General features: G+C 62.4%; 17 protein-coding genes. 5 read left to right on the top strand and 12 right to left on the bottom strand.

Annotation, left to right across the window (positions count from 1 at the left end):
• Positions 1-99: 99 nt before the first annotated feature.
• The 12 genes from MHY87_RS13795 to MHY87_RS13740 form a co-directional block, all read right to left on the bottom strand.
• Complete coding sequence (locus MHY87_RS13795) at positions 100-843, bottom strand: SDR family NAD(P)-dependent oxidoreductase (RefSeq protein ID WP_239352530.1); 744 nt, start codon at positions 841-843, stop codon at positions 100-102.
• A 9-nt stretch (positions 844-852) separates the two neighbouring features.
• Complete coding sequence (gene purF / locus MHY87_RS13790; protein ID WP_239352529.1) at positions 853-2,340, bottom strand: amidophosphoribosyltransferase; 1,488 nt, start codon at positions 2,338-2,340, stop codon at positions 853-855.
• A 226-nt stretch (positions 2,341-2,566) separates the two neighbouring features.
• Positions 2,567-3,184 (bottom strand): CvpA family protein, encoded by a 618-nt coding sequence (locus tag MHY87_RS13785; protein ID WP_239352528.1) that lies wholly within the window; start codon positions 3,182-3,184, stop codon positions 2,567-2,569.
• A gap of 195 nt (positions 3,185-3,379) precedes the next feature.
• Positions 3,380-4,267, bottom strand: coding sequence for a calcium-binding protein (locus MHY87_RS13780; protein ID WP_239352526.1), 888 nt, complete (start codon positions 4,265-4,267; stop codon positions 3,380-3,382).
• Between the two features lie 135 nt (positions 4,268-4,402).
• On the bottom strand, positions 4,403-5,803 hold the full coding sequence (gene radA / locus MHY87_RS13775; RefSeq protein WP_239352524.1) for a DNA repair protein RadA: 1,401 nt from the start codon (positions 5,801-5,803) through the stop codon (positions 4,403-4,405).
• Positions 5,803-6,918, bottom strand: a complete 1,116-nt coding sequence (gene alr / locus MHY87_RS13770; protein WP_239352730.1) for an alanine racemase — start codon at positions 6,916-6,918, stop codon at positions 5,803-5,805. The genes radA and alr overlap by 1 nt, the downstream gene beginning before the upstream one ends.
• 44 nt (positions 6,919-6,962) lie before the next feature.
• The gene (locus MHY87_RS13765) at positions 6,963-8,456 is read right to left on the bottom strand and encodes a replicative DNA helicase (protein WP_239352522.1); all 1,494 of its coding nucleotides are present in this window, start codon (positions 8,454-8,456) and stop codon (positions 6,963-6,965) included.
• A gap of 264 nt (positions 8,457-8,720) precedes the next feature.
• Positions 8,721-9,284: a 50S ribosomal protein L9 gene (gene rplI, locus MHY87_RS13760; protein ID WP_239352520.1), complete on the bottom strand. Its 564-nt coding sequence runs from the start codon at positions 9,282-9,284 to the stop codon at positions 8,721-8,723.
• Between the two features lie 25 nt (positions 9,285-9,309).
• A complete protein-coding gene (locus tag MHY87_RS13755; RefSeq protein ID WP_239352519.1) occupies positions 9,310-10,272 on the bottom strand; it encodes a DUF2232 domain-containing protein in 963 nt (320 codons plus the stop codon).
• A gap of 123 nt (positions 10,273-10,395) precedes the next feature.
• Complete coding sequence (gene rpsR, locus MHY87_RS13750; RefSeq protein ID WP_239352517.1) at positions 10,396-10,656, bottom strand: 30S ribosomal protein S18; 261 nt, start codon at positions 10,654-10,656, stop codon at positions 10,396-10,398.
• A gap of 2 nt (positions 10,657-10,658) precedes the next feature.
• Positions 10,659-11,060, bottom strand: a complete 402-nt coding sequence (gene rpsF / locus MHY87_RS13745; protein WP_239352515.1) for a 30S ribosomal protein S6 — start codon at positions 11,058-11,060, stop codon at positions 10,659-10,661.
• A 546-nt stretch (positions 11,061-11,606) separates the two neighbouring features.
• Positions 11,607-11,960, bottom strand: a complete 354-nt coding sequence (locus MHY87_RS13740; RefSeq protein ID WP_239352513.1) for a hypothetical protein — start codon at positions 11,958-11,960, stop codon at positions 11,607-11,609.
• 445 nt (positions 11,961-12,405) lie between these two features.
• On the opposite strand from MHY87_RS13740, the gene MHY87_RS13735 reads away from it, so the two are divergent.
• The 5 genes from MHY87_RS13735 to era all read left to right on the top strand — a co-directional run bounded on the left by MHY87_RS13735 (position 12,406) and on the right by era (position 16,150).
• Entirely contained in the window at positions 12,406-13,164 is a 759-nt protein-coding gene (locus tag MHY87_RS13735; protein ID WP_239352511.1) for a pyridoxine 5'-phosphate synthase, read from the top strand.
• On the top strand, positions 13,161-13,595 hold the full coding sequence (gene acpS / locus MHY87_RS13730; RefSeq protein ID WP_239352509.1) for a holo-ACP synthase: 435 nt from the start codon (positions 13,161-13,163) through the stop codon (positions 13,593-13,595). Before MHY87_RS13735 ends, acpS begins: the two co-directional genes overlap by 4 nt.
• Before the next feature lie 184 nt (positions 13,596-13,779).
• Positions 13,780-14,535, top strand: a complete 756-nt coding sequence (lepB, locus tag MHY87_RS13725; protein WP_239352729.1) for a signal peptidase I — start codon at positions 13,780-13,782, stop codon at positions 14,533-14,535.
• 3 nt (positions 14,536-14,538) lie between these two features.
• Positions 14,539-15,249, top strand: a complete 711-nt coding sequence (gene rnc / locus MHY87_RS13720) for a ribonuclease III (protein WP_239352508.1) — start codon at positions 14,539-14,541, stop codon at positions 15,247-15,249.
• Complete coding sequence (gene era / locus MHY87_RS13715; RefSeq protein WP_239352507.1) at positions 15,236-16,150, top strand: GTPase Era; 915 nt, start codon at positions 15,236-15,238, stop codon at positions 16,148-16,150. Before rnc ends, era begins: the two co-directional genes overlap by 14 nt.
• Positions 16,151-16,156 lie beyond the last annotated feature (6 nt).

Here is a 16,156-nt window from a genome sequence, read left to right as displayed (position 1 = left end):
CAAGGGCATTTGATTCTCATGACTCCTGTGTTTCGTCTCGACATAAAAAAGGCAGCTCTGAAAGCTGCCTTTTGGAAGTCCTCAATCTATCGATTGCGCCTATGCTGGGCCCTGCGGCTCGATCACTTTGCCGTCCTGCGTGAAATCATAGATCTTGCCTGTCTGGTCCCATGAGGGCAGGGCAAGCTTCACGATGTGCGGGGCCAGATCATCCGGGGTCTTGAGCGTCAGCGGGTCTTCGCCCGGCATCGCCGCCTTGCGCATGGAAGTGCGCAGCGGGCCGGGGTTGATGAGCATGGCGCGGATGGGCGTCGTCACCGTCTCGGCGGCATAGGTGCGCACGAGCGCCTCGAGTGCCGCCTTCGAGACGGAGTAGACTCCCCAATAGGCCTTGTGCTTGTGGGCTGCGCCCGAGGTCACGAAGATGGCGCGTCCGGCGTCGGAGGCGCGCAGCAGCGGATCGAAGGAGCGCAGCAGGCGGTAATTCGCCGTGACGTTCACGGTCATTACCTCGTCCCAGACTGGCTGGTCGATATGGGCGATGGGCGCGAGCTCGCCGAGCTGGCCCGCATTGCCGAGGAGGATGTCGAGCTTGCCCCAACGCTCGTAGATCGCCGCGCCCAGGCGGTCGATGGCGTCGAGATCCTTCAGGTTCACCGGCACGAGGGTTGCGGAAGAACCCCTGGCGCGGATCTCGTCGTCGAGGCTCTCGAGCGCGCCTTGGGTCCGGGCGAGGGCGATGATGTGCGCACCGGCTTCCGCAAGCGCGAGGGCCGCCGCGCGGCCGATGCCGCGCGATGCGCCGGTGACGACCGCGACGCGGTTTGCGAGAGGCTTGGTCATGGATCGTCCTTAGTCGGCTTCGGCCAGCAGAGCGAGGCGGCGCGGCGTGGCAACGGAAAGGTCCGTCAGCGCTGTCGGGTAATCGCCCGTGAAGCAATGGTCGGTGAATTGCGGCTGGGTCGGGTTGCGGCCCTTCTCGCCCATGGCGCGATAGATGCCCTCGATGGACAGGAAGGCCAGCGAATCCGCGCCGATATACTCACGCATCTGCTCGAGATTATGGGTGGCCGCGAGCAGCTTCTCCTTCTCAGGCGTGTCGATGCCGTAGAAGTCGGGATGCGTAATCGGGGGGCTCGCGATGCGGAAGTGGACTTCCTTCGCGCCGGCCTCGCGCATCATGCGCACGATCTTTACCGAGGTCGTGCCGCGCACGAGGCTGTCGTCCACGAGCACGATGCGCTTGCCCTCGATGGCCGAGCGGTTCGCGGAATGCTTCATGCGCACGCCGAGCTCACGCACGGATTGCGTCGGCTGAATAAAGGTGCGGCCCACGTAATGGTTACGGATGATGCCGAGTTCGTAAGGAAGGCCGCAGCTCTGCGCGAAGCCGAGCGCCGCCGGAACGCCGGAATCCGGCACCGGGATCACCACATCCGCATTGGCGGGCGCTTCCGCCGCGAGCTCGCGGCCCATGCCCTTGCGGACTTCATAGACACTGCGGCCGTTCACGATGGAATCGGGACGGGCGAAATAGATGTATTCGAAAATGCAGGGGCGGGGCGGTACCTTGTCGGCGAAGCGGAAGGATTCCACGCCCTTGTCCGAGATCACCACGCACTCGCCATTCTCGACGTCGCGGATGAAGCGCGCACCGATGATGTCGAGAGCGCAGGTCTCGGATGTGAGGATGTAGCGACCGTCAAGCTCGCCCAGCACCAGCGGGCGGATGCCCATGGGGTCGCGAGCGCCGATCAGCTTCTTGTTGGTGAGGGCCACGAGAGCATAGGCGCCTTCGATCTTCTGGATCGCCTCGACGAACCGGTCGACAACCTTGTCCTTGCGGCTGCGGGCCACGAGGTGGACGATCACCTCCGTGTCCGTGGTGGACTGGCAGATCGCGCCGTCGCGAATGAGGTTGCGGCGAAGGGTGAGGCCGTTGGTCAGGTTGCCGTTATGGGCCACCGCGAAGCCGCCGCCATCGAGCTCGGCGAAGAGAGGCTGCACGTTGCGCAGCACGGTCTCGCCGGTGGTCGAATAGCGCACATGGCCGATGGCTGAGAGGCCCTCCAGGCGTTCGATGATCGCCCGGTCGGAGAAGCTGTCGCCCACAAGGCCCAGCTTGCGCTCGGAATGGAACACGTCGCCGTTGAAGGAGACGATACCCGCCGCTTCCTGGCCACGGTGCTGGAGGGCATGAAGCCCCAGGGCGGTGATCGCTGCGGCATCCGGATGACCGTAGATACCGAAGACACCGCATTCTTCACGCAGGGTATCGCCGTCGAGGTCGAGGTCCACCTTCTTGGGGGTGACCTGCCACGTCTCAGACCTGGAAGACATCATGATTTCCTTGGGACCCGCGCCCCCACCGGCGCGAGCCTTATGTAATCGTCTGAGGGCAAAACGCCAATGGGTTTTCCTGTCGCTCTTAGAGCATCGTGCGGAAAAGTGGCCCCGGTTTTCCGCATAAACGATGCTCTTATCCAAGAAGAAAGCATCGGATTGATCCCAAAAGTGCAAAATCCACTTTTGGGTCCGATGCTTAGAGGTGTGAACAGAAGGGCGATCAGCTCCGGCGCGGGGGAGCCTGCGGGGCGGCGGGGGCCGCCGGGGCAGGGGCGGAGCCGCCACGCTGAGGATCGGGCTCGGCCGGCTCGACGGGCTCATTGCCCTGTTCAGGCTTCCGGAGCTTCTGGATCAGGGCTTCCGCGTTTTCCGGCAGCATGGCGATGATGCTGTCGCGGGTGTTCTCCATGGCCGGGCGGGTTCGCGAGGCAGTAGCCCATTCGGGCTCCTTGCCCTGGAGTAGCCAGCCCAGGAAAGCCCAGCCGATCACGCAGATCAGGAAGCCGCGTGCTGCGCCGAAGACGAGGCCAAGCGTCCGGTCGATGGCGCCGATGCGGGAATCGAGAATCAGGTCCGAGATCTGGACCGTGATGATCGACACGATGATCAGGGTAATCACGAAGATGCCGCCGATGGCCGCTACCAGGGCCACCGTGCCGCTGCTGATGTATTGCTGCGCGATCGGCAGGGCTGCGGGATGCAGATACCATGCAGCGGCAGCCGCGACGACCCAGGCCACGATGGCCAGGACCTCGCGGGTGAAGCCGCGCACGGCTGCCAGGAGAGCCGAGATCAGGACGATTCCGAGAACAACGAGATCCAGGACAGAAAAGGGCATGAGCCGAGCCTACGCAGAAACAGGGACAAGGGCCGCATTCGCGGATTGAGGCCAGGCTGTATAGCCTCAAGAGAGGCTTTCGTCACCCCTCGGGCTGGAAGCTGTGTCAATGGACCGTTCAAGGCTAGCCTTCGACCACAAAAAAACCCGGCGGAAACCGCCGGGTTAAGGGAGAGACATGAAAATTGTCTTGGCTTAGATGAAGACGAAGTCGTCGACCGTGACGCTCGTGCCGGGCTTCAGCTTGGCGATGGCGATACCCTGGCCTTTGCCGGAGCCGTCGGTGTCGAGATAAACGAAGCCGGTCTTCTTGTCGTAGTTGACGAAGTCATCGGAATCCTTGGCCTTGCCGATGCTGAAGAACTTCTTCTCCAGCTTGCCCTTCTCGAAAACCTTATCGAGGCTGAAGGAAGTCTTCTTCTTGCCGGCCTTGGTGCCCATGAGGTCGTCATGGACCTCCTGCTTGGCGACCTTGACCTTGAAAGCCTTCAGCGAGGCGAGGCTGATCTGGATCGTGTCGTCGGCCGACTTGAAGTCGGTGATCTGGTCGAAGTGTCCCTTCTTCACAGGCGTGTCGAACACGAAGGTGTCCATGCCTGCGCCGCCGGTGAGAATGTCCTTGCCTGTGCCGCCGTTGATGATGTCGTCGCCGGCTCCGCCATTGATCTTGTCGTTGCCCGCGCCGCCGTGGATCGAGTCGGCGTCGGCCGTGCCGGTGATCTTGTCGTTCTTCGACTTGCCGGTAATGACGTTGTAGTTGTCGCTCACGTCGTCCGTTACCGAGAGCGCGAAGTTCGACTCGACGACCTCGCCGGTGTCGAAGTCCTCATACGAAATCTTGATCGCGAATTCCTTGAGAGCGGCATTCTCGAAATCGAAGAATTCTTTGCCTTCGACCTTGGTCACGAGCTGATATTCTTTCGTTTCCGGATCACGCTCGACGTCAAAGAAATCGCTGAGGGTCCAAGAGTAGGAGGTATCCTCGCCCGATGCGGCTCCATCAAGGCTGAGAGTACCGATGACCGTGCCAGCCGGAGCCGTCTCGAGAAAAGTCGTGTTGGAGAGTTTGATAGTCACAGCCATGTGGGCCCCCGCGTATCAGTAATTATTCCGTTGCTTTTAAGGCGACGGTTTTGCTCAGATACGTATGGTACAAAATAGCACGAGCATTCAATTAGACTGAACGGTCTAGGAGATCTGGCCGAAGATTGAAGATTCTCACGAAGCCCTGCGCCTGCGCGCGGCGATACCGGCCACGAGATCGGTGATGTGGCCAATGGAGGACGTGGCGAGCGGCAGCTTCTCCGGCTTGTTCTTTTCGATGCGGGGCGTCGGAGAAACCGCGCTGGAGAAGCCGAGCTTGGCGGCTTCCTTCAAGCGGGATTGCTCCTGCGCCACGGGCCTGATCGCACCAGAGAGGCCCATTTCGCCGAAATAGACCGTATCGGGCGGCAGCGGATTGCCGGACAAAGACGAGACGAGAGCCGCAGCAGCCGCGAGGTCGGCGGCAGGTTCGGTGATGCGCAGGCCCCCCGCCACGTTGAGGTAGACGTCGTGCATGCCGAGCTTCAGGCCGCCATGGGCCTCCAGCACGGCGAGCACCATGGAAAGGCGAGCCTGATCCCAACCTACGACTGCGCGGCGCGGCGTGCCGAGCGATGTGGGCGCGACGAGCGCCTGGATTTCCACGAGGAGTGGGCGTGTACCCTCCATGCCGGCGAAGACAGCTGTGCCGGCGGTGGCGAGGTCGCGCCCCGCGAGGAACAGCTCGGAAGGATTCGGGACTTCGCGCAAGCCTTGGTCCGACATCTCGAACACGCCGATCTCGTCGGTGGGGCCGAAGCGGTTTTTCACCGCGCGCAGGATTCGGAAGTGGTGACCCGTATCGCCTTCGAACGACACGACCGCATCGACCATGTGCTCGACGACGCGCGGGCCTGCGATCTGGCCGTCCTTGGTGACGTGGCCGACGAGAATGACCGCGGTACCCGTCGTCTTCGCGAAGCGGATGAGCGCCTGCGCCGAGCCGCGCACCTGAGTGACCGTGCCGGGCGCGGATTCCACCGTCTCGGTCCACATAGTCTGGATCGAGTCGATGATCGCGAGCGCTGGCGGGCGGCCCTGGCTCAAGGTCGCGATGATGTCTTCCACATTGGTCTCGGAGGCGAGTTCAACGGGGGCCTGGCCGAGGCCGAGACGCTCCGCGCGCAGGCGCACCTGCGCCACCGCTTCTTCGCCCGAGATATAGGCCACGCGCTCGCCGCGCATGGCGAGAGCAGCAGATGCTTGCATGAGCAGCGTCGATTTGCCGATGCCGGGATCGCCGCCGAGCAGGATGATGGAGCCATGCACGAAACCGCCGCCAGTGACGCGGTCGAGTTCCGCGATGCCCGACGGCGTGCGCGGCGCTTCCTTGGTTTCTCCGGAGAGGCCTTCGAGCGGGAAGATGCGGCCCTTCGCCCTTGACGGACGCGTCGCGACAGGCCCCGCCATGGGGCTCGCGGAACCGGTCTCCTCGGCGATGGTGTTCCAGCCGCCGCAGGCCTCGCACTTGCCCTTCCAACGGTTATAGACGGCGCCGCATTCCTGGCACACGAAAGACGGGTGACGCTTTGCCATCAGCTCTGCGTCCCAGTGTAGCGGCGCGCGTAACGGCGACCTAGGCTCGTGAGGATCTCGTAGCCGATAGTGCCGGCGCGGCGGCCGACTTCATCGATCGTCAGAGAGCCGCCGATCATCGTCACGGTGTCGCCGCGCTTGATCTCGCTCTCGGGAATGTCAGTCACGTCGATGGCGATCAGGTCCATCGAGACATTGCCCGCGAACGGGCAGGGGCGTCCGGCGACGAAAGCCGTTCCTGCGAGCAGTTCCTCGCCACTCTTGCCGCGCGCGCTAGCAGAGCGCGGATAGCCGTCCGCATAGCCGATGGAGAGCGTCGCGATGCGGCGGCGGCCCAGCGCGAGCCAGCGCCCGTTATAACCGACCGTGTCGTCTTCCTCGACCCAGCGCAGCTGCACGATGCGGGCTTCGAGCCCGACCACGGCGCTCATGGGATTGTCGCGATCCGGCGTCGGGTTTCCGCCATAGAGCGCGTAACCCGGACGCACGAGATCGAAATGCGGCTTCTCTTTCAGGAAAATGCCGGAGGAATTGGCGAGCGATGCACGCACGCCGGGAAGCGTTTCGCGAACGGCGTTGAAGGATTCGATCTGGCGGATATTGAGCGGGTTGTCGCTCTCTTCCGCGCTGACGAAATGGCTCATGAGAAGCGCTGTTTCGAAATCCTTCAGGTCATTGCGATCTTTCAGCTTGAGACCCTGTTCGACTGTCAGGCCGAGGCGGTTCATGCCGGTATCGACATGGATCGCGGCTTCCCGCTTCTGGCCTTGCGAGCGGCAGAACGAAGCCCATTCCTCGATCTCTTCAAAGGAGCCGAGAACGGGACGCAGATTGTGCTCGACGTAGACGGGGCAAGTGCCGGGGAACAGGCCATTGAGCACGTAGATCGTCGCATCGGATGCAGCCGCACGAACGCGGATCGCCTCGCTCATATGCGCCACGAAGAATGTGCGGCATCCTGCCTGGTGCAGAGCAGGCACGGCCTGCTCGATGCCGGTGCCATAAGCATCCGCCTTGACCACGGCGGAGGCTTCCGCGCCCCCCGCGTTGTCGCGCAGTGTGCGCCAGTTTCGCTGAAGCGCCGCGAGGTCAATGTGGAGGAGGCCGCCGGCCATGTCCGCTGGAATGCGGCTGGCGGTGCTGGTCTGTTCGGTCTTGGTCAATCGCCGATCCGTTCGGGTAGCTTGTCTTCGTCTGCGAGGTTCGTGAAGCGGGTGATGTCGGCCTGGAAGGCGAGCTGCACGGTGCCCGTGGGACCGTGACGCTGCTTGCCGATGATCACCTCGGCCTTGCCGTGAACCTGATCCATCTCTGCCTGCCACTTGAAGTATTCTTCGGTGCCGGGTTTCGGCTCCTTATTCTTCAGATAGTATTCTTCGCGGTAAACGAACATGACCACGTCGGCGTCCTGCTCGATAGAGCCCGATTCACGAAGGTCGGAGAGCTGCGGCCGTTTGTCGTCGCGCGATTCCACCTGACGGGAGAGCTGGGACAGAGCGATCAGCGGCACGGACAGTTCCTTGGCGAGCGCCTTGAGGCCGGTGGTGATCTCGGTCAGTTCCTGCACACGGTTCTCGCCCTTCTTCGACGAGCCTGAGAGAAGCTGAAGGTAGTCGACGATCAGAACATCGAGACCGCGCTGACGCTTGAGGCGCCGCGCGCGGGCCGTGAGCTGTGCAATCGAGATACCGCCGGTCTGGTCGATATAGAAAGGGATCGACTGCATTTCACGGGCGGCTTCGGTGATCTTGTAGAAATCGTCCTCGCGCATATCGCCGCGGCGGATCTTGTAGGACGGAACGCCGGATTGTTCCGCGATGATACGGGTGGCGAGCTGTTCCGCCGACATTTCCAGCGAGAAGAAGCCGACGATGCCGCCGTTGACGGTCTTCATCGAGCCGTCCTGCTGCTTCTCGGCCCGGTAGGCCTTGGCGATGTTGAAGGCGATGTTCGTCACCAGCGAGGTCTTACCCATCGCCGGACGGCCTGCGAGGATGACAAGGTCGGAAGGCTGAAGGCCGCCGAGGGACTTGTCGAGGTCGATGAGGCCCGTTGAAACACCCGACAATGCACCTTCGCGCTTGTAGGCGGCAGCCGCCATGTCGATGGCGGCGGTGAGCGCATCGGAAAAACGCTGGAAACCGCCGTCGGTACGGCCCGTTTCGGCGATCGAGTACAGACGGCGCTCCGCTTCCTCGATCTGGTCGCGCGGAGAGCTGTCGACGGGAGCGTCGAAGGCATTGTTGACGACGTCCTCGCCGATATTGATGAGGCTGCGGCGGATTGCGAGGTCGTAGATCGTGCGGCCGTAATCCTCGGCGTTGATGACGGTCGTCGCTTCCGCCGCGAGGCGGGCGAGGTATTGCGAGACGGTGACGCCGCCGAGATCCTGATCGCCCAAAAAGGTCTTCATCGTGATCGGCGTCGCGACCTTGCCGGCCTTGATGAGGCCGGTCGCGACCTCGTAGATGCGGCGGTGCAGATCCTCGACGAAGTGCTCGGCTTCGAGGAAGTCGGAGACGCGGTAATAAGCGTCGTTATTGACCAGGATCGCGCCCAAAAGGGCCTGCTCGGCCTCGAGGTTGCTCGGAGGCGTGCGGAATTGCGGCTCGGCGGCCTCTAAGCGGGCGATCAGGGCATTGGCGGTGGCCATCTGGCGCTCCGAAACGATGGAAAGGGGTCAGAGGTCTTAGACCGCATTCGTGTCCGAAAGGTTGCCTGCCGGACACAGATCCGGGACTCAGCCCATCTGTCCTCACTGTCCTCAATACTCACACACCGAGAATTTCGTGGCTCATCCGCCTTGACTCGTCGCCAGGGTAGGGAACCACGAAAAAGCGCTCCCCATCGAATCGATGGAGAGCGCCTATTCTGGAACAAAGCAAGAACCTAGGCAAGGCTCAGGTTCTTGAATGTCTTAGAGCTCGACGTCGCCGGCTTCGGCCAGGGCAGCGCCGACTTCGAGGCCGAGGTCGTCGAGGTTGGTCTCTTCGCGGGCGGTGACCGCCTCGCCGCGAGCCTGACGCTCAGCTTCTTCGGGGCTGCGGGCGATGTTCGCCGTCACCGTCACCTCGACCTCCGGGTGGAGGGAGACCGGCACATTGTGCAGGCCGAGGGTCTTGATCGGAGCGTTGAGGACGATCTGGTTGCGGTCGACCGTGAAGCCGCCTTCCGTCATCACCTCGGCGAGGTCGCGGGTCGAAACCGAACCGTAGAGCACGCCCGTCTCGCCGGACTGGCGGAGCAGGATGAAGCTCTGGCCGTTCAGCTTCTCGGCGACGGCCTCGGCTTCCTTGCGGCGCTCGAGGTTGCGGGCCTCAAGCTGGGCGCGCTGGGCTTCGAAGTGCTTCTTGTTGGCCTCGGTGGCGCGCAGAGCCTTGCCGCGCGGTAGGAGGAAGTTGCGGGCGTAGCCCGAACGGACGTTTACGGTTTCGCCCATCTGGCCGAGCTTTGCGACGCGCTCGAGAAGGATCACTTGCATCGGTTTTCTCCTTGAATGTTTGTGATCAGGTTGAAAGGGTTGGTGGTTGTTTCGGCTTGTTCCCGCCGAAGCGGTTGCGAAGCCCGAAGATCGTGTCGGCGAGGCCGAAGAGGGACAGGGCCGTGACCATGATCCCTTGGGTCAGGAACAGCAGCGCATAGAGTCCCGCTAGGATGAAACCGCGTCCCGGCTTGCCCTGCGTGCGCTCGTGAATGAACGCGAGGCCCTGCAGGGTGAAGGCCATCAGGAGCGCGCCGAAGAGAGCATAGCCGAGCGCGCTCACGAACCCCTCGATCTGAACCAGCAAGAAAGCCAGCAGCAGAGCCCAGAGGATATTGCGCGGCATCGACAGCGCAGGCACCGGAGACCAGGGGCGCGGCAGACGTCCCGAAGCGGAGACGATCTTCGCGGCGAGCCAGAGATAGAGGCCCATGAAGAAGGCGAAGCCGAAGGCGGAGAGGGCCGGCGTCATCGTCGCCAGCGTGGTTGTCAGGGACTCGCGCACATTCTCGGTGCCCTCCTGGGGAGCCTCGAGGAACATGGTCACGAAGGCCTCGGAAATCTGGCGCGACCTTGCCTGGAACACCGTGTAATCGCCGCCAGAGGAGATGATGCCGGTCGCAACGATGGTCAGCGCGGCCGTTGCCGCGACCCAGGCCCAAAGGCGCCCGATAGGATACCACTCGACGGTGCCGTCGGCAGCCGGGCGGCCGAGCAGGGTCAGATAGGCAAGCCACCAGGCGGGCAGGCCGGTAATGAACACAAAGCCGATGGCGCTGACGGGGGAAGTCGTGAAAATCGCAATCGCGAGGCCGCCGACAAGCGTGGCGACAAGACCGGAACGATGGTTCCAGCCGAGGGCGACGATCAGGATGGGGAGCGGGGCAAGCATGGCAAGCAGGACAGCCAGCATGGTCTCTTTGACGACCACCACTGTCAGAAGGGCCGATACGAGGCCCGCGCCAATGCCTGTTGCGATAAAGTTCATGATTCTCGCTGTCCCGCTGCTCGTGGCAGGGTTAGGGGCATGTGCCCCAACTGACCCGGCGGATTTTCACCACTGGGCGAAGGAAGATAAGGCGGGCCGCAAAAGCGGCCCGCCCGGTATTTCTTAGCGGATCACGTAGGGCAGGAGGCCCATGAAGCGGGCGCGCTTGATCGCCTGGGCGAGCTCACGCTGCTTCTTGGCCGACACGGCCGTGATGCGCGAAGGAACGATCTTGCCGCGCTCGGAGATGTAGCGGGACAGGAGCTTCGTGTCCTTGTAGTCGATCTTCGGCGCGTTCGGGCCGGAGAACGGGCAGGTCTTGCGACGACGGAAGAACGGACGGCGACCGCCGCCGGCTGCGCCACCAGTAGCACCAAATGCCATGATTAAGCCTCCTCGCCTTCGTTGCCGCCGTCAAAGCCGCCGTCGCGCTCACGGCGCTCGCGGTCCTTGCGCTCGTCGCGGTCGCGCTTCTGCATCATGACGGACGGCTCGGTCTCGAGCTCTTCCACCTTGATGGTCATGAAGCGAAGGATGTCTTCGTTGATGCGCATCTGACGCTCCATCTCGGCGACCGCCGGAGCGGGAGCGTCGAGGTTGAACATCGTGAAATGCGCCTTGCGGTTCTTCTTGATGCGGTAGGCGAGGGACTTCACGCCCCACATCTCGGTCTTTTCGACCTTGCCGCCGTTCTGCTCGATAACGCCCTTGTACTGGTCGACCATTGCTTCGACCTGCTGGGGCGTCACGTCCTGGCGAGCCAGGAAGATGTGCTCATAGAGAGGCATATTGGGCCTTTCAGGTTTTAAGTGTCTGGCCTGAGGCACCGCTTTGAGGAGTGGTCAGGCCGGTTTCGCGCGTCCGATCGGCGCCAAGCCCTTCGAGCCTGCAAGGCCCGAGCGGTTGTCGAAGGCGGAGACACGGGACGACGAGGTCGAAACCCCTATGCGGCAAGCCGCACCGTCCGTTCAGCCCCCGGCCGGAGCGAACGCGAAGCGGGGGCTATAGGCGATTTGGGGCGGGAAGGCAAGGGAACTGCTTAGAGAAAGCCGCTATGCCTTCCAAAAGCGATTAAGCCGACCAATGCGAAAGGAAGAACGAAGGGGAGCAAGGCCAATACGAGCGCAAGCCTCAAGAGCTTGCCCCTCAGAGCAAGAACCAGGGCAGGTACGCTGAAGACAAGCGAAATCAAGCTCATAAGCATGGCAAAGGCATTGGTGACACCTTCGGCATGGGCGTCGACAGCAGGTAGGATAGCCACGATCAGCGAAAAGGCCCATACGAGCGCTTCGAGGCCGCATAGAAGGAATATGCCGTAGCGTAATCTCACGCTGCTAAAGCACCAGATAGGCCGGGCAAAGCAGCGCGAGCGCGAGGGCTAGCCACAACAGCCTCCCTTTCAGGGCAAGGATAAGGGAAGGCAGGGCAAAGACAACAAAGACCGTAATGGGGATTGCCGCAATCACGACCGTCCATCCCGTGTCCGTGGAATCGGGGCGGTACAGGAAGAGAATGGTCAGAAACCAGATCCACGCCGCTGTCTGAAGGGCGAGAATGATCAAGATGATGGTACGGAGCATGGGCCTGAATATGGAAAGTGATACTGAATAACGCTTGTATGGGGTCGGTTTATCCGCCGCAAACTCTTTCTGTTCGGCGAGAGTCCTGAACAGCCACTCGTTGCTCATTAGTGAGTGTTTCTTCTAGACTCGATCCCGGGTCTGTTTGCGCTGTCCGGGAGGACGTCCCAGGATTAATGTTCCACTTTTGTTCTTGACTTTGGTCCTAACCTTGGCTATAGATTGTGTGTCCCGGCTCAGAGAGGGGCGCGCTCGCGAGGCGTCGTGATTGTCGGAGCCGGGGGCGGTCCTGTGTCAGGTTTCGCAAACCTGTCGGCGGGAGGCCCATCGTTGAAAGACACGGTGTACGCCTAAAAGAACCGTGCGCGAGGAGCCGTCGGGTTCTTCACACACTCAACAATCGAGCCAGACGCCTCCTCGCGCCTCCCTCGACCCCAAAACCTCGGAGCCATCAGCTCGCGAGGATATTCCCGCGCGCGCTTTGATATCTCATCAATCAGCAAGCCTTCATCTAGGTCTAGGAAATGAACCGCCCTCTGCTACAAACAGCATCATGAAACCTCTTCCTCTTCGCCTCGGCGTCAATATCGATCACGTTGCCACCGTCCGGAATGCCCGTGGAGGCATCAATCCGGATCCGATCCGGGCGGCCCACATGGCCGTGCTGGCGGGGGCGGACAGCATCACGGCCCATCTGCGCGAAGACCGGCGGCATATCCGGGACGAGGATATGGAGCGCCTGAAGCGCCAGCTTTTCGTGCCGCTGAACTTCGAGATGGCGGCAACGCCTGAGATGATCGGGATCGCGACCCGCATTCACCCTCATGCCTGCTGCCTCGTGCCGGAAAAGCGGGAGGAGCGGACCACGGAGGGAGGGCTCGACATTATCGGCGGCGCTTCCCATCTGCGTCCGATGATCCAGGAATTGAAGTCCCAAGGCATTCGCGTGTCGCTCTTCGTCGAGCCGGAAATCGAGGTGATGGATGCCGCTTGCGACCTCGGCGCGCCCGTGGTCGAACTGCATACCGGGACCTATTGCGAGGCCGTTGCCGAGGGCGACGAGGCCAAGGTCGCTCATGAATTGGAGCGCCTGCGCCGGGCCGCCGCCCATGGGGCGGGAATCGGGCTCGAGATCCATGCGGGGCATGGCTTGGACCTCAACTCTGTGCGCCCCGTTGCCGCCATTCCACAGATCGTGGAGCTGAATATCGGCCATTCGCTCATCGGCGAAGCGATCTTCATGGGGCTCGACGAGGCCGTGCGCGCCATGCGCATCGCCATGGACGAGGGCCGCGCTCAGGTGGGCGCATGATCATCGGGATCGGCTCCGACCTCTGCGACATCCGCCGGATCGAGCGGTCCATCGAGCGCTTTGGGGACCGTTTCACCCACCGCATCTTCACGGAAGGCGAGCGGGCCCGCAGCGACCGTCGCGCGGCCCGTGCCCCGTCCTATGCCCGGCGCTTCGCCGCCAAGGAGGCCTGCGCCAAGGCGCTGGGAACGGGTTTGAGCCATGGCGTGTTCTGGCGGGACATGGAGGTCGTGAATCTGCCAACCGGCAAGCCGACCATGCGGTTGTCCGGCGGCGCATTGGAGCGCCTTCGGACGATGATCCCCGAAGGGCATGAGGCCGTCATTCACATCTCCCTGACTGATGATCCGCCGCTGGCTCAGGCCTTTGTGATCATCGAGGCGCTGCCCATGAAGGAGGGGCGCGTTGCGGCCAAGGGCGCCATAGGCTAGAGCATTGCCCCTGGCGGAAGGCGGATGCCGGATTTCGGCTGCCTTTCTGCTAAAATCATCGAGAGCGGTTTGCACTTGGTTGATCGAAGTGCAAACCGCTCTCGACCATGTAAGAAAAAGCGGCCCGCGCCGCTCGTTCCTCAAGGATTAGGTCGATTACGTGAGCGACAACGCCAAGCAAACCATGGGTAGCACCGTGAAAAAGAAGGAAGAAGAAGGCCTTTGGGAAACCATTAAGGTCATCATCCAGGCCCTTTTGATCGCGGTGGTCGTCCGCACCGTTCTGTTCCAGCCCTTCAACATCCCCTCGGGATCCCTCATCCCGACCCTGCTGATCGGCGACTACCTGTTCGTGTCCAAATACGCTTACGGCTATTCCAAGCACTCGATGCCGTTCAGCCCGCCGCTGTTCTCGGGCCGAATCTTCGGCTCCGAGCCGAAGCGCGGCGACATCGCGGTGTTCAAGCTGCCGAAGGACAATTCGACGGATTACATCAAGCGCGTGGTCGGCCTGCCTGGCGACCGCATTCAGGTTCTCGGCGGCGTGCTGCACATCAACGGCCAGCCGGTTCAGCGAGAGCGCGTGGAAGACTACCAGGCCGTGGACGAGTACGGCCGCAACACCGCCGTGCCGCGCTACAAGGAAACTTTCCCCGACGGTTCGAGCCATTTCGTGATCGAGCTGAAGGGGGATCGGGCTTATTGGGACAACACCGACGTCTATACCGTGAAACCCGGTCATTACTTCATGATGGGCGATAACCGCGACAACTCGACGGACTCGCGCGATGAGGCGAATGTCGGTCAGGTTCCCTTTGAGAACCTCGTGGGGCGCGCGGAGATCATCTTCTTCTCCATCGACGAGGGCGCTTCCCTGTGGCGCTTCTGGGAATGGCCGCAGCGCATCCGCTGGAACCGCATGTTCGAGCGGATTAAGTAAGCCGTGGCCCGTCGCAAACCGAACTACGACGAGCTTCTGACCCGGCTGGACTATCGGTTTCAGAAGCCCGAACTCCTCGACGAGGCCCTCACCCATGTGAGCGCTCCCAGGTCGAGCGGAAAAAGCTATCAGCGTCTCGAATTCCTCGGGGACCGCGTGCTCGGTCTTGCCATTTCCGAGATCCTCTACAAGACGTTTCCCGGTGCGCCGGAAGGCGAACTCTCCCGTCGCTTGGCGGAGCTCGTGCGCCGCGAGAGCTGCGCCGAGATTGCCATTGCGTGGGATGTAGGGCCGTTCCTCAAGCTCGGCGCGGGCGAGGCGCATTCGGGCGAGCGTCGCAACCAGACCATCCTTGCGGATGTGTGCGAGGCCATCATTGGCGCCGTGTTTCTCGACGGAGGCTACGAGCCCGCGAGGGATCTCGTGGAGCGCGCGTTCAAGGCGATGATCGAAGCGCCGCGCCGCGCCTTGCGCGACCCGAAGAGCGCATTGCAGGAATGGGCGCAAGGCCGCGGCTTGCCGCCGCCGACTTATACCGTCGCCGAGCAGACGGGCCCCGATCATGCGCCCAAGTTCCGCGTGATGGTGAAGGTGAAGGGCCGCGATACCGAATTCGGGAACGGCACATCGAAACGCATTGCGGAACAGGCAGCTGCGCGAAGCCTTCTTCTCAGAGAAGGTGTCTGGACGGAGGAAGAGTATGGAACAGTCTGAGCCGACCAACACCAAAGCCGGTTTCGTTGCGCTCATCGGCGCACCCAACGCGGGTAAGTCGACCCTGCTGAATGCGCTGGTGGGCTCGAAGGTCTCCATCGTTTCGCGCAAGGTTCAGACCACCCGCGCACTCGTTCGCGGCATCGCCATGGAAGGCGACACGCAGATCGTCTTCGTGGACACGCCCGGCATCTTCAAGCCGAAGCGCCGTCTCGACCGCGCCATGGTGACATCCGCCTGGGGCGGAGCAGGGGATGCGGATGTGGTCGCCCTTCTGCTCGATGTTCGCAAGGGAATCGATGAGGAGGCGGAAGCCATTCTCGACAGACTGCCCGAGCTGAAGCAGCCGAAGGTACTGATCCTCAACAAGATCGACCTGATCGAGCGCTCGAAGCTCCTGGAGCTTGCGGCGAAGCTCAACGAGAAGGTGCCTTTCGCGCATACCTTCATGGTCTCGGCGCTCAAGGGCGACGGCACCAAGACGATGCTGAGCCAGCTCGCCTCCATGATGCCGGCAAGCCCCTGGCTTTACCCCGAGGATCAGGTTTCCGACGCGCCCCTACGCATGTTGGCCGCCGAGATCACCCGCGAGAAGATATACGAGCGCCTGCACGAGGAGCTGCCGTATCAATCCACCGTCGAGACTGACCAGTGGCAGCAGCGCCCGGACGGCTCCGTGCGCATCGAGCAGACGGTGTTCGTGGAGCGCGACAGCCAGCGCAAGATCGTACTCGGCAAGGGCGGCCAGACCATCAAGGCCATCGGACAAGCCGCGCGCAAGGAAATCTCCGAGATCGCCGAGGCGCCCGTACATCTCTTCATCTTCGTGAAGGTGCGAGAGAACTGGAGCGACGATCCCGAGCGCTACCGCGAGATGGGGCTGGAATTCCCGAAGGGCTGATGAGGC

Origin of the sequence: Microvirga sp. ACRRW, from assembly GCF_022346925.1 — a bacterium.
GTDB lineage: Bacteria > Pseudomonadota > Alphaproteobacteria > Rhizobiales > Beijerinckiaceae > Microvirga.
Note: the sequence above shows the minus strand (reverse complement) of the source record. Positions and strands in the feature narration are given on the sequence as shown.